Annotated in this window: 15 protein-coding genes; 6 read left to right on the plus strand and 9 right to left on the minus strand. The window is 49.5% G+C overall.

The annotated features are described in order from the left end of the window. Nucleotides 1-431: 431 nt before the first annotated feature. The 6 genes from AC1VYS_RS22995 to AC1VYS_RS23020 form a co-directional block, all read right to left on the minus strand. Entirely contained in the window at nucleotides 432-2084 is a 1653-nt protein-coding gene (locus AC1VYS_RS22995; RefSeq protein ID WP_482911625.1) for a glycosyltransferase family 2 protein, read from the minus strand. Between the two features lie 64 nt (nucleotides 2085-2148). Next, nucleotides 2149-2913, minus strand: coding sequence for a GT-D fold domain-containing protein (locus AC1VYS_RS23000; RefSeq protein WP_482911626.1), 765 nt, complete (start codon nucleotides 2911-2913; stop codon nucleotides 2149-2151). Nucleotides 2914-3876: 963 nt separating this feature from the next. Beyond that, nucleotides 3877-4608, minus strand: a complete 732-nt coding sequence (locus tag AC1VYS_RS23005) for a sugar phosphate nucleotidyltransferase (RefSeq protein WP_482911627.1) — start codon at nucleotides 4606-4608, stop codon at nucleotides 3877-3879. Beyond that, on the minus strand, nucleotides 4605-5378 hold the full coding sequence (locus AC1VYS_RS23010) for a glycosyltransferase family 2 protein (protein ID WP_482911628.1): 774 nt from the start codon (nucleotides 5376-5378) through the stop codon (nucleotides 4605-4607). The genes AC1VYS_RS23005 and AC1VYS_RS23010 overlap by 4 nt, the downstream gene beginning before the upstream one ends. After that, nucleotides 5375-6496, minus strand: a complete 1122-nt coding sequence (locus tag AC1VYS_RS23015) for a glycosyltransferase family A protein (RefSeq protein WP_482911629.1) — start codon at nucleotides 6494-6496, stop codon at nucleotides 5375-5377. The genes AC1VYS_RS23010 and AC1VYS_RS23015 overlap by 4 nt, the downstream gene beginning before the upstream one ends. A 68-nt stretch (nucleotides 6497-6564) precedes the next feature. Next, nucleotides 6565-7338, minus strand: coding sequence for a glycosyltransferase family 2 protein (locus AC1VYS_RS23020; protein WP_482911630.1), 774 nt, complete (start codon nucleotides 7336-7338; stop codon nucleotides 6565-6567). A gap of 817 nt (nucleotides 7339-8155) precedes the next feature. On the opposite strand from AC1VYS_RS23020, the gene AC1VYS_RS23025 reads away from it, so the two are divergent. Further along, on the plus strand, nucleotides 8156-9718 hold the full coding sequence (locus AC1VYS_RS23025; protein ID WP_482911631.1) for a M4 family metallopeptidase: 1563 nt from the start codon (nucleotides 8156-8158) through the stop codon (nucleotides 9716-9718). 183 nt (nucleotides 9719-9901) lie between these two features. Here AC1VYS_RS23025 and AC1VYS_RS23030 read toward each other — a convergent pair whose 3' ends face one another. Continuing rightward, nucleotides 9902-14029 (minus strand): WIAG-tail domain, encoded by a 4128-nt coding sequence (locus tag AC1VYS_RS23030; RefSeq protein ID WP_482911632.1) that lies wholly within the window; start codon nucleotides 14027-14029, stop codon nucleotides 9902-9904. A 350-nt stretch (nucleotides 14030-14379) separates the two neighbouring features. On the opposite strand from AC1VYS_RS23030, the gene AC1VYS_RS23035 reads away from it, so the two are divergent. Both AC1VYS_RS23035 and asd read left to right on the plus strand, forming a co-directional pair. Beyond that, complete coding sequence (locus tag AC1VYS_RS23035) at nucleotides 14380-15510, plus strand: YheC/YheD family endospore coat-associated protein (protein WP_482911633.1); 1131 nt, start codon at nucleotides 14380-14382, stop codon at nucleotides 15508-15510. 84 nt (nucleotides 15511-15594) lie between these two features. Continuing rightward, nucleotides 15595-16389 (plus strand): archaetidylserine decarboxylase, encoded by a 795-nt coding sequence (asd, locus tag AC1VYS_RS23040; RefSeq protein WP_482911634.1) that lies wholly within the window; start codon nucleotides 15595-15597, stop codon nucleotides 16387-16389. Nucleotides 16390-16846: 457 nt separating this feature from the next. Here the strand turns inward: asd and AC1VYS_RS23045 are convergent, their stop codons facing one another. Both AC1VYS_RS23045 and pdxR read right to left on the minus strand, forming a co-directional pair. Further along, complete coding sequence (locus AC1VYS_RS23045; RefSeq protein ID WP_441929901.1) at nucleotides 16847-17632, minus strand: AraC family transcriptional regulator; 786 nt, start codon at nucleotides 17630-17632, stop codon at nucleotides 16847-16849. Between the two features lie 60 nt (nucleotides 17633-17692). Further along, a complete protein-coding gene (pdxR, locus tag AC1VYS_RS23050) occupies nucleotides 17693-19150 on the minus strand; it encodes a MocR-like pyridoxine biosynthesis transcription factor PdxR (RefSeq protein ID WP_482911635.1) in 1458 nt (485 codons plus the stop codon). Between the two features lie 258 nt (nucleotides 19151-19408). On the opposite strand from pdxR, the gene AC1VYS_RS23055 reads away from it, so the two are divergent. The 3 genes from AC1VYS_RS23055 (at nucleotide 19409) to AC1VYS_RS23065 (ending at nucleotide 21901) form a co-directional block, all read left to right on the plus strand. After that, on the plus strand, nucleotides 19409-20026 hold the full coding sequence (locus AC1VYS_RS23055) for a pyridoxamine 5'-phosphate oxidase family protein (protein ID WP_482911636.1): 618 nt from the start codon (nucleotides 19409-19411) through the stop codon (nucleotides 20024-20026). A 165-nt stretch (nucleotides 20027-20191) separates the two neighbouring features. After that, complete coding sequence (locus tag AC1VYS_RS23060) at nucleotides 20192-21490, plus strand: aminotransferase class I/II-fold pyridoxal phosphate-dependent enzyme (RefSeq protein ID WP_482915098.1); 1299 nt, start codon at nucleotides 20192-20194, stop codon at nucleotides 21488-21490. A 285-nt stretch (nucleotides 21491-21775) separates the two neighbouring features. Next, nucleotides 21776-21901, plus strand: a complete 126-nt coding sequence (locus AC1VYS_RS23065) for a YjcZ family sporulation protein (RefSeq protein WP_208606778.1) — start codon at nucleotides 21776-21778, stop codon at nucleotides 21899-21901. Nucleotides 21902-22047 lie beyond the last annotated feature (146 nt).

Raw genomic sequence — 22047 nt, forward strand, 5'->3', positions numbered from 1 at the left:
TTCCGCCTCCAAACTTGTTAACATGGGTAAACGTCCCCATTCCCCTTTATTTATCTTACAGTATACGATAACTCTACCATATACCTATTTTGGGAATTTATTCATTTACCCATTCTAAAACCCAACTTATGTAATTTAAAATAAAAAAAGGGAAAACATCTAGATCTCTCATCCGCTCAGCGCCTTACTTAAGCGTTGTAAAGTACTCATGCCTTCATTATCTTTTCAAAGTTTCTCCATGATTCTGCAACAACTATATTCTCACTTATCTTGATTTGCCTAAAGTCATCAACTTAACTATGTAGCCTTTGATGGGACACCTCATGCGGAATAAACAGATTCGTGCAAACGTTCAGCTTAAAAGCTGCGTAGCGCACTGTGGTGTTCATTCCGCATGATAACATGTTGCTTCAAACCCCGAACGGCGGTCATTACAAACCCTGGTTCAGCAATTGAGGCGGAGCAATAATCGGCCACCCTTCCGGGATCGAATGGAGTTGTTCGGTTGATATTTGTTGCACATGACTGGAACGTATTCCCCAACGTTCCGCTGCATAAGCGGACACAAACTTTCTACGTTCGCCTCTGATAACCAGATACCAACATTCGGGTGCATCAGCAGCAGATACAGTGCTCATGTAAGTAGGTGCCACGCCGGGATCGGAAGGTATCGCAGCAAGAGGTAGGTCAGGTTCATGCGATCCGTTCGGTATGTCTCCGGCGGACAACAGCGGTTCACCCTCAGGTATGCCCAGCAGATCAGGTTTGGCGACCAGCACCGGCGAGATACCGCGCGGAACAGGAATGTTCAGCTTGTGGCGCTGACCTCCTCTTAGTACATAGACATCCCCCTTCAGATCAACAAGGAATGCACCTTCGGGATAGAAATCACTGCTTCGTCTGAACGGTGATGTTACGTGACTTTTTTCATAAGAGGAACCGTTAGCCTGCCGACGTAGATCCCCTTTTGCTGCTGATGAAGATACGTTCGCTTGAGATCGAGTTTGAGGGTCTGCATATTGGGTCTGTGCCAACCTGGAAATTTCAGTGATGAGCGCTTGCGGATCTCCCCATTTTTGACTGTAAAATTGTTCATTGCCCTTATTTACTGTGTTAAAGTCCTGTTCTCCGAGCGCTTTCATGCTGACACTTCCAAAATGATGGATAAAGGCGTCACCTGCTACAGCAAGCCTGTATCCCAGCATTCGTACCCGAACAATCCAATCGTCATCCTCAAAGTTGCCTACGGCGTAACCCTCATCCAGATAACCTGTGCGCTCAAACAAATCTCTGGAAAACAGCCAGCAGAATCCAACGAGCCGATCCGTCATCCGATGTTTCTCCGGGTCTGGACGATTCTGACTGGCAGCGAAAGACCACATCTTCTGCACATCATGATATGGCACCTCAATCTGTTGATCCCCGCCAATATAGTTCGTCACAGGGCCGACTACACCGATCTGCGGATCACTGTTCAGACACGTCATCATATTCTCAAGCCAGCCTGGAGTAACCAGGGTATCGTTGTTTAGCACAACGATATGCCGTCCCTTTGCCATCATCAATCCATGATTGACTCCTCCGGCAAATCCCCGATTGTTCTCCAGTGCAGCAACCCTCACCATACCGCCTTGGCGAAGTAGAGCATCGGCCGTACCATCCTGAGAAGCATTGTCTACAACGATGATTTCATAAGGTGCCGGGGTGTTTTTCTCAATGCTTGAGACACATTGCAGCACATATTCCCGCTGATTATAGGTAGGAATGATGATGCTGACGCCTTCAAACACAATCCCGAATGAATTCTGTCCCTGACGAACACCGTCTTCGTAACCACGGTTATATCCCTGCTTGTATAACTTGTTACTTCGAAGAACGCGTTTGCTTTTTGAGCCTTTCCGTAGGGAATGACGTCGTTTACGACTACCGGCTGCATGAAGAAGAACCTTAGTCGATGTTCCCATACGTTGAGGATGGCTACCCGTTGATCCTGCTCCATCTCTATTCTTAAACTGACTGCTCAGTTGCGAGCTCCTCTGGTTATTTTTCCGTACACGATGAGGCTGTATTTCCGATTTCGTCATGTTGCTTCCTCCATTCCACTCGTGCCAGCAGCAGGGTTCCGGATATCCTGCCCCAGACGATTCACTAGAGTTGAAGCTCCCCTGTTACCAATTTGTCTGCCAAATGTCCAAAATCAAAAGCGACTTTGCCCAGTTCTCCGGCGATACGCCTACATAACACCACCGCTGGTATGCCCGCTGCGACAAGAGCGATATCAAAGGTGTGCTCGGCCGTCAGCTGCATTATTCTCGGAATATCTGCCATGCCTGCTACTGCAGGGATGATGCCTGTAACCTGCACCCCATGCAATTGTAACAAGGCTCCCAGCTCTACCGCCTGGCTCCCGATAAGCAGCACGCGCCGTCCTTGTAGAATTGGCAGCAGCAGACGAGACTGATGCAGACTGTAATTGATGGTGGAACTGGTCAATTTCAGATGGGACCAATCGATTCCGAAATGGCGCAGCACTGGGAATAATAGTCCCTGAAACGTCGGAGCACGTGAGATGGGCACCCCCACCCAGTCTGCACCCCGAATCGCTTCCGCAAGCATCGCGCGGATGTCAGGAGTGGAGCATGGCACCCCTGCATAAGGCAGAAACGGTGCCAGCTCCTGCACTTCGGCAGCTGGCAGCACCGTATCTGCTGCCAGCGTAAGCAGTTCGCCATCCCCGAGGCGAACGACAGACAAGGGGCGCTGCGCATCCAGCGCCGCCATGATGTGACCAGCCATCTCATGAGGGCTGGTCAGCCGGGTCAGGCTGGGCGCATACTGGCGGAAGCCCGCCGCGATCAAATCGGCCGCCGCCACAGCGGGCAGAATATGATCCGGCGGGATGTGCTGCGCCACCAGCGCCTCGCCCCCGGCGAATACGCCGTCGCGGTAACCCGCGGCGTAACCGCCGGGCCCTGCCGCCTGCACAGCATGCTCCGCGGCCGGCGGCGGCACGCCGTTTGCGCTGCCCGCACTCGCGGCAGCGCCTTCCCGCCCCGCGGGCAGGACGACACCCTGCGGGAGTGTCGTCTGGCGCGGGGCGAGGCCAGCACCGCTGGCAGGCATCGCCTGTGGCGAGCTTGCGTGCGGTGCTGGCTTGGGCGCACGGCGCATCGCCGTGCGCTGCTTGGCGCGGGCCGCGGCGCGCCGGCCCTGCGCGGAGGCTTGCCTGCGCTGGGCCGAGCCTTGGCGCAGGCGCCTCTGTGCTGCGCCAGCCAGCGCTGCACGGCTGGCCCGGCCTGCCTTACCATCTCTTATCTCGCTTCTACCCCTGCCAGCTCTACCTGTCTTACTCAAACCCGATACAACTCCAGCCTGATCCGCCTTGCCTCTACTTTTCCTGCTCCTTGCTCTTACTGCTGTACCTTTCACATGCCCCACTTCCCTGCATTATTCAATTGCACAGCTCTGCCTCCACACTTCACACTATCTGCATGACCGAGAAGACCATTTCTGCTCTCACCGTACCTCTCACATTCCGCACTTTCCTGAACTCTTTCCTTTCAATTTCCTTCCTGAGCGCCCCACAATGCTTCACACGCTTTCTCTCCTACCTGCGCGGCGCACTTCACTCCCACAAGAAATTACTGATCTCACACCACTCATCTCAAACCACTCATTTCACACCATTCCCCTCAAGCATAGAAAAGGGATGGCTACTGTCACTGCACAAAACGCCGGAGCCTTGAAGAAAGCTCCGGCGCAAGTTTCACCTCATCATCAGTCTGAAACATCTGCTCAATGATCTAATTCAATCATTTGCTTTGTTCATCTGCTTCGATCACGCACAGCACCGAAGTTGTATCGTGTTATTTCCGGTTAAGGCAGCTGCCCTTTCATGCGTACAGCTGCCTCCTGGAGTGATTCAAATGTGCCCGCATCGCTCCAATATTTTTGCAAAATATCGTACTCCAGTCCGCCGCCGGATGCATAATGGTTGTTTACATCGGTAATCTCCAGTTCCCCACGTGCGGACGGTACAATGTTATGAATCAGGCTAAATACATGGTCGTCATACATGTATATGCCCGTTACACAATAAGAGGTCTTCGGCTGGCTTGGCTTTTCTTCAATGTACGCGATACGTTCCGGATGGTGTTCATCAAAGACAGGAACCCCGTAGCGACGTGCATCGTCCACCCCCTTAAGCAGTACACGCGCGGTCCCCGCAGGTTGCTGCATATATCGATCTACATATGGTTTCAGATCATCGCTGAACAGATTATCACCAAGAAGCACCACAAATTTTTCGCCCGGAAGAATAAACGATGATGCCAGATCAAGCGCTTCGGCAATGCCGCCCGCCTTCTCCTGAATACGATACGTTAATTTGACTCCATGATCTGCTCCGCCACCAAGATACTCCGTATACAAACCGGCCGAATGTTTATTGATGACAATCAGAATATCCTCAATCCCTGCCTGACGAAGCCTGTCGATGCCATACATAATCATCGGATGTTTACCGACGGGAAGCAGATGTTTGTTAATAAGCCGGGTCAGAGGGTACAGCCTGGTCCCTGTGCCACCAGCAAGAATTACACCTTTCATTCCTTGTTCCCTCCTTCATCGGATATGTCCATAAATTCACGCGGATCGACATGCCATTTATTCATAAAAATCGAACGGTTACGTTCCAGCAATTGTTTCCATTCGGCTTGATCTGTCTTCTGAAAGCTCGCGCTACCCTGATGATGTACAAGGACATCCCCGCATACCAGCAAACGGAAGCCCTGCAGCCTTGCCCGATAACAATAATCGTCATCTTCATAGTGTCCCGGGGAATATGCTTCGTCAAGCCACCCCACAGCCTCCAGTACACTTCGTCTCATCAGCATACACAGTCCGACAATTCGGTGCACTTCCTTCCACCTTGACACATCCGAAACATTGTTGGCGGCTGCCAGTTCCTGAAAGTGCTGCACATCCCGAAACGTCATATCCACTTGCTGAATTCCGCTGGCATAATTCGTAACCGGTCCTATGATGCCAATGTGCTCTTCACTGTATAGTGCTTTGCGCATATTTTCCAGCCAGCATGATGTAACGGTAACATCGTTATTCAGCAACAGCAGCTCATCTCCGCACGCCACCCGAAGGCCAGCATTACAAGCAACAGGGAATCCCCGATTTTCGGGTAAACGAACAAACCGGATGCGTTCCTTGGCACAATATTCGGCAGTACCATCCGTCGAACCATTATCCACAACGATGATCTCGTACGATGTCGCTTCTCCCGTGTATGTTCGGATGGCCTCCACACAAGGCTTCAGCAGTGAGAGTCCGTTATAGGTCGGTATAATGATGCTTGTCAGCGTCATCTCACATTCCTCCTGTACGCTATCTCTGCGCGGGAAGGAAGGTTGGCCCGAAGCACATGTTCACTCGTATCCATCCACGCCGCCAGAGCTTCCAGATGATCACCAAGAATTAGTCTGGCCACATCATTACCACTGCCTGTGTTGCCTGGACGCAACCGATTAGAGCGTATGACGTCTACCTGGCATGGAGCGGATACCCTCAGTCCCTGTTGGATCGCAAGCATCTGTGCCTTTGGGGGAACAGCCAGTGCAGCAGGTTTCACCGCTTGAATCATTCTCCTTGATAGAGCATGAGGCACAGCAGTCATCGAATTCGAGCCAAGGTCCCGCCGACCTAATGTGTGATTTAGATAGGCCTTGATTCGGCTGACTTCGTCCTGCTCGGCAAAAGGAGGAAGCAAAGAAGTCAGATCGTTTAATGCGACATCCTGCCCCCTGTCAATGGCGAACAAGAACGGCGCGAGCTGTTCAGCAGGCACAACCATGTCTCCATCCACAAACAAAACCGTTTCTGCATCTGTCATTTTGGCTCCAAGTGCCCGCCCCACATCATGACCAGCCCGATCCGGTTCATATACAAGTGTAATGCCCGGTTGTTGCAGCACGCGCTCCAAACTGTTATCCGTTGTGCCGTTTAATACAACCACAATATCACGGAGCGGCAGACGTTTCAGCTGTGCCAGCACTTGCCCAATTGTGCGTTCCTCATTGCAGGCACAGACTACGGCAGCAGCAACATGTCGGAGAGGCAATGGTACAATCTCTGGCGTACGGCCCGAGGACTTCGCATAGCCTTGAATAAACATTCTGCCTGCCTGCAATGCAGATCCGTAGCTAATCTGTTCCGGCAGATTCGCCGCAGCGTATACTAGCCACGCATCAGAAGCATGCTTATTCAGGATGTCGGCATCTGCCCTGAATTGTTTGCCCGCAAGCTGGCCTGCTCGCCAATATGGACGCAGATCCGGCATCACCTGCCGAACATTCCGCTGGCTCCGTCCGAGACGCTTCACACGTGGTGCGCGTTTGCCCCCAGTTTGCCGTCTGCTCCGTGGTCTGCTCGTCGCCATTCGCTTGGCTCCGGTCCTCTGAGCCCTCGCTCCTGATCGTATTTTCATTGCTGTCACCTCCCGCATGATGCCGCCTTAACCGATCTCATGTCATACCTCTCTGACTGTTCATCTTCCTATTGGGCCAGACTGCGAACACGCTGCAGATCAGGATAACCACCCCGTGGTCCCTGTGTATCTGTAATCCAGCGGATCGCCTCCAGATGATCCTGTAATACCACCTGACTCAGCGGATCTGTACCGATTCGTTTCTTGATGCGAACAGCATTCCATTTGCCTACAGGCACATGATGAACGGCTTTCACCTGAAGTCCGCCGAGTACCGCTTTGGCATGAGCAAGCGGCGGAATCTCCAGCGAAGATATGTCAATCGCCTCAAGTGCCTTACGGCTGAGAGCATGAGGAATAGCTGTCATGGAAGCTCCGCCGAGATCAGGTCTGGAAAGCAGACTGTTCAACATATGTTTCGCTTCAACGACTGGATGAACAGGGCGGCGTGTCACCGGACCGTTGTAATCGTTCAGTGCAACATCGATACCATTCAGCACGGCTTTCACATAAGGTGCAAGATGCACGGCCGGGATACGAATATCTGCATCCGTGAACAGCAGAATTTGCCCTCTTGCTGCTGCTGCCCCTACTCTTCGTCCTGCATCATGTCCTAGCGCTTCGGGATACTGGAGTACACGTGCCCCTGCCCGTTCAGCTTCGCTCGCTGTGCCATCGGTTGATCCGTTCACAATGACCAGCACTTCTGTATCAAGGCATATACGTGTGACTTCACGGACTACAGCAGCGATTGTGCGCTCCTCGTTCATTGCTGGGATAATTACCGATAGCACAGGCTGCCGGATAACTTCTCTATCTTGTTGAGAAGCTTCTCCATCCATTTCAGGTACCGTTCTAAGATCGTTTGAAAGAAATGAAAGATGGGGTGGTATAACGAAGGCATAGGCCTTTATACCCTTTTTTCTTCGCGAATGGATTCTTCTTTTTCCAGGAATCCTTCTGGTGTGTTTTTTACTTGTTTTCGTTGCAAAACGTGCTCTATTACGTTGTTTCCGCAACAAATTCACCTCCCACAACCCATCCTGAACGTACCAAGGGAGTACACGTTATTCTATGTATTCGTGGAGCAGTGGAAACGGCGTATGTCCTTATCACATGTAGGTTCTAGGCGATAATACTTATCCCCCCTCCCTCCAAAACGACAATATTCGTCAAGAAAATCAAAAAAGACATCTCTTCCCTGTCCTTAGACACAATTTTCACAAAAAATTCAAATTGCATCTTTTCCAAACTTTTACACTGTGATACTATACGATTCAAGCCGTATAATTTACATTTTTAACCTAACGAGGAACTAATGTTCCCAAAACCTCTTTCTACTCATTTATTGACCTTCGGTTAGTTTAAACGTTTGATCTCCTCCGTTTAGTACACAAACAGACCATGAACTTGAAAGGAGTGATGCCGTTCACAATCCCAATCCAAATTTCTTCTTCGGCACGCCACACGCGGATTAAACATCCCGGTTCTCCGTAGAACCTTCAGTTTGCCGCAATCACTAGGGGGACAACCCCTGCTTCTAAAACAAACTTCTGTTTCAGCCCCTCACTCCGCCCTGCCAGATGCAGACGGAAACCCAGCCGAGATAGGCATAATATCCTTTTTCCAAAAAATTATATGAGAACGGGAGAGTTAACAATGAAATTTGCTAAAGTTATGCCAACCATTCTTGGAGGAGCTCTTTTGCTCGCTTCTGTATCCTCTGCTGCTGCAGCGCCATCTGATCCATCCATTCCGCTTGAGGCCCCTTATGCCTCCGAGGAGAGTATCCTTTTGAACAACAATCCCGACGAAACGATCTATAATTATCTTGGACAACAGGAACAGTTCCTGAACTCCGATGTTCAAGGCCAACTCAAAATTATTAAACGTAACACGGATACTTCCGGCGTAAGGCACTTCCGTCTGCAACAGTACATCAAAGGCATTCCGGTTTACGGTGCTGAGCAAACCCTCCATCTGGACAAGACTGGAGCTGTAACTTCCGCTCTTGGTGAGCTTCCACCTGTTGAAGAACAAGCTATTCCTAATGACGGAGTCCCTGGCATCAGTGCAGAGGACGCAATTAAAGTGGCTTCGGAAGAAGCGACCTCCCGGATCGGTGAGTTAGGTGCGCCGGAGCTTGAGCCAAAGGCTGAACTCCAAATATATCATCATGAAGATGACGGTCAGACCTATCTGGTTTACATTACCGAAGTGAACGTGCTTGAACCTGCCCCGCTACGAACCAAATATTTTATTAACGCCGTGGACGGAAGCATCGTATCCCAGTTTGATATTATCAATTTTGCTACAGGAACAGGTACGGGGGTGTTTGGTGACACCAAAACGTTGACCACAACGCAATCGGGCAGCACCTACCAGCTGAAAGATACCACTCGCGGGAAAGGCATTCAAACCTATACTGCAAACAATCGTTCCTCCTTACCAGGCACATTGTCTACCAGCTCCAATAACGTGTGGACGGACCGTGCAGCTGTTGATGCGCATGCTTATGCTGCTGCCACTTATGATTTTTACAAAAATAAATTTAATCGTAACAGCCTCGATGGCAACGGACTTCTGATTCGCTCTACCGTACATTATGGCTCCAAGTATAACAATGCCTTCTGGAACGGGGCACAGATTGTATTTGGTGACGGAGACGGCTCACTGTTTGGTATCTTCTCCGGGGATCTCGATGTTGTGGGCCATGAGTTGACACACGGAGTGATCGAGTACACCGCCAATCTGGAATATCGCAACGAACCAGGAGCATTAAACGAAGCGTTTGCTGATATTATGGGTAACACCATTGAGAGCAAAAACTGGCTGCTGGGTGACGGCATCTATACCCCTAACATTCCAGGAGATGCATTGCGCTCTTTAGCAGATCCTACGCTGTACAACCAGCCTGACAAATATAGCGACCGCTACACAGGCAGTGCGGATAACGGCGGTGTGCATACCAACAGCGGTATTATCAACAAAGCGTTCTACCTTGCAGCCCAAGGTGGTACACATAACGGTGTAACGGTTAGCGGCATCGGCCGGGATAAGGCCGTACGTGTTTTCTATAGCACGCTGGTGAATTACCTGACACCAACATCGAAATTCGCAGCTGCCAAAACAGCAACGATCCAGGCCGCCAAAGACCTCTACGGTGCGAATTCTGCCGAGGCAACAGCCATCACCAAAGCTTATCAAGCTGTAGGACTATAATCGTTAACCAATCATGTGCAATGCCTGATTCCATGAATACAAATTAAAACCAAACTCATTTATTTTCAGGAATCTTGGTAAAAAAATAGCTTCGTTCCGACACCCCTCATGTCCGAACGGTCAGGCTTGCCAAGCAAAAGCGGTGTCCGGGACAAATTCGCCGGCACCGCTTCTGTTTATTTGTTATGCCGATGGCCCCGCTGCAATCCAGGACAACAGACCATACGTATGCTTGCAATCTGCTGTTCTCGTTACTTCCAGTACCGCTTCATCTTCACTTTGGGATAACAGGGATACCTGGAATCCACGGTCATTGCTCATCGCTACAATGACATAATGCTCCGAGACAAATGACTCTTCAAAAACAATCGTCACTTCCGTACACGTTTCATTCTCTGGGAGAACAAAAGCTTCCATGCCAAACTGTTGCACAGCGGGCTGTTTGCTTACACTACGTACCGGCTGGAATGCCAAGTGTTCGACTTGAACGGCACGAGCCTGCAATTGATCACTACCTACAGAACCATTACACAAATGCTCTTGTGTCACCGACTGGGACTCAGGTGTATAGCTAACGGGCACCTCATTATTAGACCACTCAGGAGCAATAGAATCAGAGAACTCAGGGCCAGCTTCATCAGACGATAGCGTATTTTCTGCGTCCAATACATTCCCCGATTCAGTGATTTCCACACCAGACTTGCCTTCCGTTGGCGCTGCTTCTGCTTCCAGATTATTGGGCAACCCGAGCAGTTCTTGAAGATTCAGACTTCCTGCCTGGAGCTCAATTGGCGTATCAGTCGAATCCTCTGCATCATCTCCCCATGCAAACAGTCCATCATTAGGCAAGCCTACTGACTGTATGAACTGCTGCACTTCCTGCATCGCTTCCTGCCTTTTGAACTCCGCAAGCTGTTCGAGTGTCTCTGCACTGACCTGACGAATTGCATTCCAGATCTCTTCGCTTAAATGAGCCGTGCCAACAATCCCTTCATTTAAGTGACTGGATGTAATACTTTGCTCGCTCAGCTTGCTGCCATCAATGGCACGATCGGCCAGATGCACAGACGATATCGCACCTTCGGTCAGTTTACTGCCATCCACACTCCCATCCGCCAGTTTAGACGCCGTGACTGCTCCATCTTGCAGGTGAGCTGTGTTTACAGCTTCTTCGCTCAAATGGCTTGCCGCGATGCTTCCATCCTCTATATGATCCGCACGGATTGCACCTTCCGCGATATGTGCAGACTGTACACTTTCATCGGTCAAATGAATGCTGGATACCGCACCTTCGGTCAGTTTACTGCCATCCACACTCCCATCCGCCAGTTTGGACGCAGTAACTGCACCATCTTGCAGATGGGCTGTACTTACGGTTTCTTCGCTCAAATGACTTGAGGTGATGCTGCCATCCTCTATATGATCCGCACGGATTGCACCTTCCGCGATATGCGCAGACTGCACGCTCTCTTCGGTTATATGAATGCTGGATATCGCACCTTCGGTCAGTTTACTGCCGTCCACACTGCCATCCGCCAGTTTGGATACCGTAACTGCACCATCTTGTAAAATAACCGAACGGACAGACTCTTCTTCCAGATGTTCTGTTCCGATACTTTTCTCCTTAATATGGTAAGAAAGAACAGCGCTATCCTGAATATGACGAGATTGAACGGCACCTTGCTGCAGATGTGCAGCACCCAGCGATTCCCCTTGCAGATGTAGTCCGCTGATGAGTCCCGGTTGGAGATGTGCTTCCGTTACGCAGAGCGGAGCCAGATGTTCTGTTTGTACCGAACCAGCTGTCAGATGACGGGAAGATATCGCCTGTTCGGTAATGTGTTCACTGCGAATGACCTCTTCTCTCAGATGAGCACCATCCACAGACTGTGCAGCCAAATGGTCTGCCTTAACACTTCCTTCTGCGAGATGCATGGAATCCACCGAAGCTCGTTGAAGATGTTCGCTGCTTACTGCCCCATACTGTAATTCCTCTCCAGATACCGAGTCGGAGGCCAGATGTTCTGTCGACACTGTTCTTTGACGGAGCTTGCTACCAGGGATACTGCCGTTTGCAAATAATTCTGGCGTACGCACCTCATCGGACAGATGCTCCAGCGAGATCGTGTGCTGCTTCAGATGATATCCACGAATCGTTTCAGCCGGGATATGTTTTGCGACAATGCTTTCGGCCATAATTTTGGCAGAAGTGATACTGCCGTCCGCCAGTTTAGCCGAGGTCACCGATAGATCAGCCAGCTTATCTGTAGAGACACTTTCCGGTGAAAGTTTAGGTGATGTAACCGCATGATCTGTAAGGTGTGGTGGAAAGATGGAACCGCCTGCCATCAGTGCTGAAGTCACACTGCCCGGAGCTATTTTGTCTGTGGTAATCGCTGCGCGAGATATCGCGTCGGACTGAACGCTACCTGGTTGCAAATGAGGGGCGCCTACGGCATGTTCTGTCAGGTGCTCGGCTTTCACTGCATATGGTCTTAACGCTGCAGAGTCAATACTGCCCGGAGCCAGATGAGAAGTAGATACGGATGCTTTGGCCAGATGGGATGAATTGACCGTACCTGGGGATATGGCTTTGCTTGTAATGGCAGCCGGAGCGAGCTTTTCAGCCGTTACACTCTCTGACGCCAGCTTTGCAGTTGTGACAGCTTCATCCTGCAATTGGAATGATCCTACAGAAGACTCTGCCAGATGTTTCTCCAGCACAACACCAGAAGCCAGCGCATCCGCAGATACACTTCCCTCGGATAGATGTGCTGTCTCGATGCTACCACTCGCCAGATGTATGGAATGTATAGCTCCATTATCCACATGAACCGGTGTGATACCACGATTGACAATGTGTTCCCCGCGAATCGAACCTTTGGCCAGATGTTTCCCTAGCACGGCCTCATCTGATATTTTGGACGCAACAACGCTCTGGTCTGCCAGTTTCGAGGCCGTCACCGCCTGCTCCAGCAATTTTGCTGTCCCCACCGATTGATCCGCCAGCTTGCTGCTGATGATGGCTCCATCAACCAGATGCTCACTGCCGATTTCGGCGTTCCCGATTTGTTCACTGCCGATAGCAGCAGCTCGAATCTGTAGCGATCCGATCGAACCATCCACCAGATGTCGTCCATTCAAGGCATGTTCCGCAATATGCCGTGTATGAATCGAACCGTCCTCAATCTGTTCACTGCCGATGCTGCTTGCCAGCAGTTGATTACGTCCAACGGACCCTTCAGCCAAATGAGACTGTTTCACCGAACCGGCCTGAATATGGCTTGAATCAACCGATTGCTCCTCCAGCTTGCTGCCCGTCACCGCTCCATCGCGAATCTTGGCACTGGTGACCGCATCATCGGCCAGTTTCGAGGTATGGACAGCACCGCCGGCTAAATGACGAGTCTCGATCCCGCTAATCGCAATTTTTTCACCAGTAACGGCTTGATTCTGAATTAATTCCTCTGTGACGAGCAGGCGACTCAAATGCCTTGTACCGATGGAGCCATCCGCAATTTTGGCTGAATCAATGACCTGATTGCCGAGCTTCTGTGAGGTAATGCTCCCATCCCGAATTTTGTCTCCAGCGATGGATGCATTTCTGATTTTGTGACCTGACACAGAACCGTCAATCAGATGTTCCTCTGCGATCGAAGCCTCCGCCAGCTTTGCAGATACAATGGCACCGTCCGCAATATGAATGCTGGTCACTGCATAATCTTGGAGAGCCTCACTGCCTACAGCGCCCGATTTCAGCTTGGAAGCATCCACCGAAAAGGGAGCCAGCTTACCTTCGGTAATAGCAAATTCGCTGATGTCGTCTGTATAAATGTAATGTCCTGTATGACCTGGCATCTGGTTCTGATTCAATCGTTCCAGCCGCTTCTCATCTGTTAATCGGCCTTCATTATTCTGTTCTTTCAGTGGAAGCTGGGTCACACTTCTGATCTGAAGCTCTTTTTCTACGCTTTCTTGTTCCATACTGTTTTTTTCTTCGCTCACCGGAGACATTGGTTGCTGCTCCTTCACCTGGTTCCGTTCTTGCTTATGCTTCACATCTTGCACTTCCACAACCACTTCGGGTTTATTATTTAATGAATCGGACGTGATTTGTTCGGATGTTGCTGCTGTATCAGCAATAACCGCCTTGGGAACAGCCGTGTACGAACTCGAAACCTCTTCCTTTTTCACTGTTTTTTCCGGCTTGGCGAATTCCATTCGCCGATCCGTTAGCTCCAGTTCCCTGAATTTTGGACTGATATGACGTAGTTTAGGCGTCACTACCTTTTTTTTGCCTTTTTTACTCATGAGGCCAGCTCCTTCCCCTAACGTTCATCTCCGGCATCATATGCTTTAACCTGGGCATCTGCCACTTTCTTCACCCTACTTTTGCATATCCATGATGAGATTTATGTCTATTCAGGCGAACAAGATCCCTGTCCTGGTGTAATTAGGCTGTCTGAAGTGAAGAGAGAAGGCGGCTGTCCACGCCCCAATTCCGCTCTTTTCATAAGATATGGTGTCTGAACATCAACGGATGTATAGAAGCACCTCTGCACACCGGTCTGCGTTATCGCGATGTTAAATCCATGCATTGACAGGTCGGCGTGCTGAAAAAAGATTCATGGTTGCGCGATAACAACGAAGGAGGAACGGTCATGCTCCAAGAAACGATCGGCATTATGTTCGATTCACGCATGTACCGGGGGATACCGGCCGGAAGGACCGGTCAGGAATCACTCGCAAATTATGAGCAGGCTGCAGCCTGTTACGGATTAACGCCTTGCTTTTTGAGGCTGGAGGATATCAATCTGGATCGCAAAACATGCCTCGCTTATGTGAAAAAAGAAGGTCGATACGTCCGTGAGCGTATGCCGCTTCCTTCTGTCATCCATAACCGCTCGCTCCAGCTTCGAAGTGCAGAGCAGCGACAGATTACCCGTTTGCTGCTGCAAGGCATCCAGGTATATAACGTGCGGAATCGCTACCGCAAAGATCATGTGCATGATATGCTGCGGCAAGATCCTTTTTTAAAAGATCATCTGCCACATGCAGTCAAAGCAACGCCCGAATCCCTCAATTATATGATGGAACATCATAAGGATCTCGTCATTAAACCGTGCAGCGGCAGTATTGGTCATGGCATAATGCGGCTGTACCAGCAGGACGGAAACTGGCGACTAACCTGTGAAACCAGAGCCGCACGCAAAGGCTGGGCAACCTTCAGGTTGAACCGTGGGCAGCTGCCTTCCGCTACGCTAAGGCGGATATTCCGCCATGCTTATCTGATTGAAGAACGGATTCCACTAATCCGGTATGAGGGAAGGCCCGTTGATCTGAGAGTATCCGTGCAGCGCGGGGGAGATGGGTTATGGAGTGTCACTGGCATGTTCGCCAAGGCAGCTCCGGCGCATACGTTTGTAACCAACATCGCTCAGGGTGGTAAAGTCATGACCGTTCACGAAGCCCTTGGTCTGACCGCACCGAGTGCTGATCTATTCCAACTGGAGACCCGCATTGCAATAGTTGCGCTACGTATTGCCCACACACTGGCAACAAACCTGCCTCATCTGGCTGATCTGGGCCTCGACCTTGGCGTGACCCAAGACGGAGGAATTTATTTTATTGAATGCAATGGCAGGGATCAGAGATATGGTTTTCGTAAGGCCGGCATGCAGGAACATTGGCAGATGACATATAACAAACCAATGGCGTACGGACGCCTGCTGGTCAATCACAACTCCAGCATTCCAAGACAGCCACAAACCTATGATCGTGGATTGTATTGATTTCATTCGTGATTTGTGTCAATATTATGCAGAATGGCCGCATTTGCGGCCTTGAAGTTTGTATTAACCCTAAGGGGGATATTCATGGCAAAAACGCTGTTGCGATTAATGACTGAGCTTTCTTCGCGCAAATGGATCTCCCGGACCGTGGGAGCTTTCTCCAAAAGCCGGGGAAGCAAGGCATTTATTCCTTATTTTGTCCGGACCTACAACATCCCTGTACAGGAAGCCGAGAAAGATTGGAAAGAATATCGTTCCCTGAATGATTTCTTCACTCGCAAATTAAAACCCGGGATGCGCTCTCTGGACCTTTCGGAACATGCACTAATCAGCCCTGTCGACGCGAAAATTACGGCAGCTGGCCCGATTTCTGCAGGAACCATTCTGAATGTAAAGGGACAAAATTATACACTCGCTGAATTGTTAAACCACTCTCCACACCTGGAGAAGTACAAGCATGGTTATGGTTTTGTGCTCTATCTCAGCCCGCGCGACTATCACCGCATTCATGCACCTGTTAGCGGTCGCAAGATGGAGAGCGAACATATCAAAGGTAAAGTTTATCCCGTGAATGATTTCGGACTCACCCATATGAAATCCGTGCTCAGCCGCAATGAACGACTCATTACGTATATTGAGCATGATTATGGTGAAGTGGCTGTCGTCAAAGTCGGAGCAATGAACGTCAGCAGCATTCAATATGCAGATGGCGACACCGAAGCTTGGGCTCAGGGAGATGACCTCGCCTATTTCGAGTTTGGCTCTACGGTTGTACTGCTTATGCAGACCGACACCTTCGAACCGCGCCCTGATCTGAAACCCGGAGACTCGGTTAAAATGGGGGCTTTACTGGGTCGATTAAAACCTAAACGTCTATAATTTCATATGCAGAATAAAGAGGATGGCGCGGCACCTGCAATCAGGTGTTATGCCATCCTCTTTATTCGTTATCTTCCATACCTATGATTCATCATATGAAAGGTTATCGTTCTGAATTTCTGAATTGATTCTCAATTGATTAATAAACATCATTTCATGTATACATGCATGGCGAAGTTTCACTTCGCCTGAATAGACTGTTCACTAAACGTTAAAAACCATATCACCAGGCGTTAGAACCACACATCCTGCAGTTCCTCGACCGGTTTAAGCCGGCGCAGACGTTTCCGAAAAATGCTGCATCCTTTAATGGAATTTCTGCGGCTGCGAACCCGTCGTTTTCCGTTCATCATCACATGTTCCTCCTTGTAAGGTCATCTGGAATGCTAGTTACTTACCCTAGGCATCCAACATTGAAACGCTGTGAGATATCGGAGCAAGTATTCAGGAGTACGCTTCAACGAATCTCTGAGGGACTTTTTCCAGTATATTGCTTGAACTGACGACTGAAGAAAAAGATGTCACGATACCCCAGTGCATCCGCAACTTCGGTCACGTTCATGCCGGTATGTACCAGAAGATGTTCTGCCCGCTCAATGCGCATACGAATGATATAGGATTGTACCGATGATCCGACCAGTTCCTTGAACTTGATTGAAAAGTAACGCGGCGACAGACCGGCGCGTGCTGCCAGATCTTCTACGCGATGCGTAATTCCGGGATGCTGACGAACATAATTCGCCACCTCCTGAATCACATCCGATAACTGGTTACTTACCTTTTTCTCTACTGGCTCTTCCGTATCCGCACGCAGCAAATGAATCATCAACTGCTTCAGAATCAGCCTGCTCTCCTCATCACGTCCATACACATCCGATAAAAACAACCTCACATACCGTGCCAACAAATGCTCGAACTCCACAGTCTCCTGCACTTCGCGATAAGACTGGGGCACATCAATCACGGGCCCGTCCACATCAAAGTGAATATACGTCAGCACAAGTGGCTTTTGCCTGTTATGCGTTGCACTGGTATGATCTCCCGGACGAAACAAAAAACAGCTTCCTTTGCCAACCTCGTAAGGCTGATCGTTCAAAATAACCGTGCCCTCGCCGCTCCACACGTAAAATAAATCATAATTTTGCATCGGTTTTTCCCGCTTCTGCCATTTCCAGCCCGGTTCACAGACTATTTTGGCGACTGCGGGCAAAATTACAAATGATGATGGCGATGCTTGCAGCATGTCGCCACTCCCCCTTGACAGTTAATCTCTTTACACACTTATCCCATTATACAGCGGAATTCACTGAAACGAAAATGTACACTTCTCCCACACTGTTCTCATTCGCTCAATGCCTTCGCGGATCTCCGTTTTTTCCAGATGTGCAAACCCGAAACAAATGGCTGAATGCCCTGGTATTAACCGGTACTGTTCTACATCCCGAAACAACACGCCCTGCTCCTGAATCCCTTTGGTGAACCGTTCATAACTCGTAGAGTCCCCGTTCCAGACCGCATAGATTGTAAGCCCGGCATCCCCGGGCTGCATGGTGAACGCCTGCGGCATACAACGCTTCATCTCCTCTACAAAAAAATCATGCCGCTCCCCGTATAACCGGGTTAATCTCCGCAAGTGCCGCATATACCCTCCTCTTGTCATGAATCTGGCGAGTGCACGCTGCTCCAGCAGAGCAGGTGATACCGGTTCATACAACGCCTTCGCGGCTAGCAGCGGCTCCACCAGACTACGTGGTAATACCGCAAAGCCTAGCCGGAACGAAGCTGGCATCGTTTGGGAGAAGGAACCAATGTAGATTACACGCTGCTCGCGGTCAAGCACCTTAAGCGGTTCAATTGGCCGCCCGCCCCACCGGAACTCACTGTCATAGTCATCTTCAACAATAACGGCATTGCGTTTCGATGCCCAAGCCAGCAGCGCTCGTCTTCGTTCAAGTCCAAGCACGGCTCCTGTCGGGAACTGACGCGTCGGCGTGACGAACAACGTCTGTGCCTGCCAGTCTTGCGGGACAATGCCTCCCTCATCCACTTCCGCTGGAACTACCTGGCCTCCGCAGGATCTGACTGCATGTACGATGCCCTGATAACCCGGACTCTCCACAACTACAGGCCTCCCCTCCGGAATCAGCAACTGGGACAACAGGGTTATACCCTGAATCGACCCGCTAAAGAGTACGATCTGCGAAGCCTCTGCCTGGATGCCACGTGTCCAGCGAAGATGTGAGGCGATCGCTTCCCGCAGTTCCACGTCTCCGGCGGTATCATCCGGCTCTGGCCAGCCGCTGCGGTGAACTGCAGCAAGCGCACTTTTCCACTCGGCTGCTGGAAAATGTTCTGTCAACAAACGCTGCATTCGAAAATCAATGACGGATTCCTGCGCGGGTTGAACCTCTTCACGGGAATGTTTGTGCTCTGCGGTTAGTACACGAAGGCGCTCTCCCCAAGGAGATAAGGACAGCACGGCTTCAGTCTGATCGTTATCGTATGCAGACAAAGATTCCGTAACATAGGTTCCTTTCCCCGGAAAAGCACGGACATACCCATCTGCAAGCAGCATATCGTATACCTGAGCTACAGAACCGCGCGACATATCATACTGTTTCGCCAGTACACGTGTAGACGGCAGACGTGTTCCTGCCTCCAGTGTACCCGAATGAATCGCATCTCGCAGTGCGTGATATAACGCTTGATATTTGTACCGGTGCTGAAGCTCGTACGAATCAAGTGGCAGCCACAATTCCATGTATGTGATTCTCCCCCTTCGTTAACGCTCCTTAATGACCCTTATTTCATTTTTTCAAATCCTCACTTTTAGCTAACTGCGATCTCTCATCCCAATTGGCCTATAAAAATGAATGTAAATTGGATCTATTTTACTGTCAATATTCGTTTTATGGTTATCTCTAGGAAAAACAACGCTGCAATCCAATTTGCAGACATGTTCTAATCGTTTCTGCGTTCAGACATGTCCAAACACTTTCTTAATAATGGGGGAAATCAAATGAGACGCAAAGAATTTTCAATAGAAGAAGAACGGGAAGTCATCACCTTTCTGGATCAGTGCTCCTTCGGGTTTCTGGGAACCGTCAGCCCGGATGGTGAACCGAGAGTGACACCGCTGAATTTTGTATATATGGATGGCTGCTTTTATTTTCATGGAAGTTTAGCCGGAGAAAAAATGAAACAGATCAAGCAGCACACATCCGTCAGCTTTACTGTGGCAGAGGAATTTTCGCTGATTCCTTCCTTTTTCAGCGATCCTGAACTGGCTTGTCCAGCCACCTCCTTTTTCAAAAGTGTGATGGCTTTCGGTCAGGCAGAACCTGTGCAGGAACTTGAGATGAAAGGCAAAGTGCTGCAGCGCTTTATGGAAAAACTGCAGCCACAAGGAGGTTACATACCGATTGATGCCGAAGATCCTCGTTACACCGGACGACTCAAAGCGGTTGCTGTCGTTCGAATCGTACCGGAGCGAATTAGCGCCAAGTTTAAATTCGGGCAGAATCTGACTCCCGAACGATTTGATCATATCAGCGGTGAATTGAGTAAACGAAACGAAGGCCGGGATCATGAAACGACTGAAATGATGCGAAAATATTGCCCGTACCATCAAGAATAACTCGCCAGATCCGGCTTTAGATTCATACTAATATTGCATTCTTACCCTGCGCAACAACGCGGTGAAGTGATATAACTGTCATATTGCGTAATTTCCGTGACGGGGCCATGTCAAGGTGTTATAATGTTAGGCAGTGAATCACAAAGACTTGGAAGGATGAAAAAAATGAATCCACTGGCTGAACAGTTGAACGAAAGTATTCAGGCCGGCAGCAGTCACGTCTACTCCATGCTGTCACAACTCGGCAAAGAAATTTATTTTCCTAAAGAAGGTATCTTGAGTCAATCTGCGGAAGCAGCGAGCCTGGCCAAGACCTATAATGCAACCATTGGTATCGCTTTGGAGGGTGGTGTCCCGATGCACCTTCCGGTAATTCAGGATAAGTTGTCCGCATTCCAGCCGAAGGATCTGTATCCTTATGCGCCGCCTGCAGGCAAACCTGAATTGCGTACCGTTTGGAGAGAGAAGATGCTAAGAGAAACCCCTTCCCTGGAAGGTAAATCTTTTGGGAATCCAATTGTAACAAACGCACTGACTCATGGACTCAGCATCGTAGCCGACCTGTTCACTGAAGAAGGGGACGCTGTTATATATCCGGATAAAAACTGGGAGAATTACGAGCTGACTTTCGGAATTCGTCGACACGGTCAGTTGATTCATTATCCATTGTTTGATGATCAAATGAACTTTAACAGCGATGGACTGCTTCAGGCGTTGCTTGCTCAGAAGGACAAAGGAAAAGCCATTGTTCTGCTTAACTTCCCGAACAATCCGACAGGTTACACGCCAGGCGGCGCAGAAGCAGGTGCCATCGTAGATGCCATTCGTCAAGCTGCAGAAGCGGGTGTAAATGTTGTTGTGGTTACAGATGATGCTTACTTTGGTCTGTTCTTTGAAGATTCCATTCATGAGTCTCTTTTTGGTAAACTGGCCAATATTCATCCACGTGTATTAACGGTGAAAATCGACGGTGCAACGAAAGAAGAATTCGTATGGGGCTTCCGTGTTGGATTCATTACATTTGCTCATGAAGATGCTGCTGTTTTGCATGCATTGGAGCAAAAAACACTTGGTATTATCCGTGCAACGATCTCCAGTGGACCACATCCTTCACAGACTTTTGTTCTGGATGCGCTGAAAGCACCGGAGTTTGAAGCACAGAAACAGGAAAAGTTTGAGATTATGAAAGGCCGCGCCAACAAAGTTAAAGCGATTCTCGACAGTGGAAAGTATGGAGACGTATGGGATTATTATCCGTTCAACTCCGGTTACTTCATGTGTCTGAAGCTGAAACAAGTCGGTGCTGAAGCGCTTCGCAGCCATCTCTTGCATCAATATGGTGTAGGCACTATCGCGCTGGGTGAGTCTGATCTACGGATTGCCTTCTCATGTATTGAAGAAAGTGGTTTGGAAGAGCTGTTTGATACGGTCTATCGCGGCGTGCAGGATTTGCAAACGACTTAAAATATGGAATATAACCGCTTAACCTAGATGATTTATATAATTAGAACCCTTTGGAGCACATTGCGAAAGCTAATGTCAGCGCCAAAGGGTTCTTTCGTTTTATCACATTCACAATTTCAGAAAATTTCAATCAGCGTCCACTAAGTACCTCTGCCCGCCCCCCTACTGGACAGATGCCCAAAACAAGGACGCACGGGCAGAGGCCCAATCAGCCTAACCCCATGGCACATAATATACGATGTACGCAAGGGCGTGCCAAACCATCACTCGAAAGGGGTATGACCCATGTCCCAAGTTGAAGATACAAGAGGCGGATACGGATACTGTGGCGTTGGAGGATTCACAAACATTGGTGCCATTCTCGTACTGTTCATCCTGCTCGTAATCATCACAAAATCCTTCCTGTACTAATACGTACGCCTTCGCTATTTATCTAGCATGACATCATGAGTGTATACCACACATCAAAAAAGAAGTGTATTTCGGGATACAATCCGAAATACACTTCTTCTCTTACTCCTATGCACATTTCACTTGTGATGAATAAACCTTACGGC

The sequence above is a fragment of the Paenibacillus sp. G34 genome, assembly GCF_056856875.1.